Origin of the sequence: Curtobacterium sp. B18, from assembly GCF_000333375.1 — a bacterium.
Lineage (GTDB): Bacteria > Actinomycetota > Actinomycetes > Actinomycetales > Microbacteriaceae > Curtobacterium.
The window spans coordinates 1-1,209 of record NZ_BACZ01000406.1 but is presented as its reverse complement, the minus strand read 5'-3'; the positions used below and the strand labels follow the sequence as shown (position 1 = coordinate 1,209).

The window sequence follows — 1,209 nt, the reverse complement described above, 5'->3', positions numbered from 1 at the left end:
CGGGTGCCGTGGTGACCCACGACGTCCCGGACCACGCACTCGTCGCCGGTGTGCCGGCCCGCCGCATCGGCTGGGTCGGACGCACCGGTGCCCGACTCGTCGCCTCCGCAGGCGACGCACTGACCTGCCCCGCAACGGGCGACCGCTTCCGGCTCTCCGCAGCCGGCGACCAGATCGAGGTGTCCCGATGACCCCCGTGCAGACCACCGCACCGCTCCGCACCACCCCCGCCCTCATCCCCGCGGCCAAGCCGCTCATCGGTCAGGACGAACGTCGCGCCGTCGATGCCGTCCTCGCCTCGGGCGGACTCGCCCAGGGTCCCGAGGTCGCCGCGTTCGAGCGCGAGTTCGGCCAGGTGCTCGTCGAAGGACGCTCCGTCGTCGCCGTCAACAGCGGCACCGCGGCGCTGCACCTCGCGCTCGTCGCCCTCGGCATCGGTCCCGGCGACGAGGTGATCGTCCCCTCGTTCACCTTCGCGGCCACCGCCAACGCGGTCCGGCTCGTCGGTGCCACCCCGGTCTTCGTCGACATCGACCCGGTCTCCTACTGCGTCGACCCCGCCGCCGTCCGCCGCGCGGTCACGCCCGCCACCCGTGCCCTCATGCCGGTGCACCTCTACGGACACCCGGCCGACATGACGGCCCTGGCCGCGATCGCCGCCGAGCACGACCTGCTCGTGGTCGAGGACGCGGCCCAGGCCCACGGCGCCCGCTGGGCCGGCCGGCGGGTCGGCAGCACGTCCGACGCCAGCGCCTTCAGCCTCTACCCGACGAAGAACATGACGGCGGGCGAGGGCGGCATGGTGTCCACGACCTCGCCCGAGGTCGACCGCACGCTGCGACTCCTCCGCAACCAGGGCATGGAGCAGCGCTACGCGAACGAGGTCGTCGGCTTCAACGCCCGGATGTCCGACATCCACGCCGCCATCGGCCGCGTCCAGCTCGGCAAGGTGCTCAGCTGGACGGCGCAGCGCCAGGCCAACGCGGCCTACCTCGCCCGTGAACTCCGCGGCGTGGTCGTGCCGACGGTGCACCCCGACGCCGAGCACGTCTTCCACCAGTTCGTCGTCCGTGTCCCCGATGACCGCGACGGCCTGGGCGAGGCGCTCCGCTCGGAGTTCGGCGTCGGCACCGGCGTGTACTACCCGACCCCGGGTCACGCCTGCCCTCTTTCGNCTCGAGCTCGACTGCCCGAGACGAGCGCGCTGCC

General features: G+C 73.4%; 1 protein-coding gene and 1 pseudogene. Both read left to right on the top strand.

Going from position 1 to position 1,209, the window contains the following annotated elements:
• A pseudogene (locus I5E_RS26450) lies at window positions 1-191 on the top strand (N-acetyltransferase); the annotation flags it as partial.
• A partial coding sequence (locus I5E_RS11290; RefSeq protein WP_022907083.1) for a DegT/DnrJ/EryC1/StrS family aminotransferase occupies window positions 188-1,209 on the top strand: 1,022 nt, incomplete at its 3' end. The pseudogene I5E_RS26450 and the gene I5E_RS11290, both read left to right, overlap by 4 nt.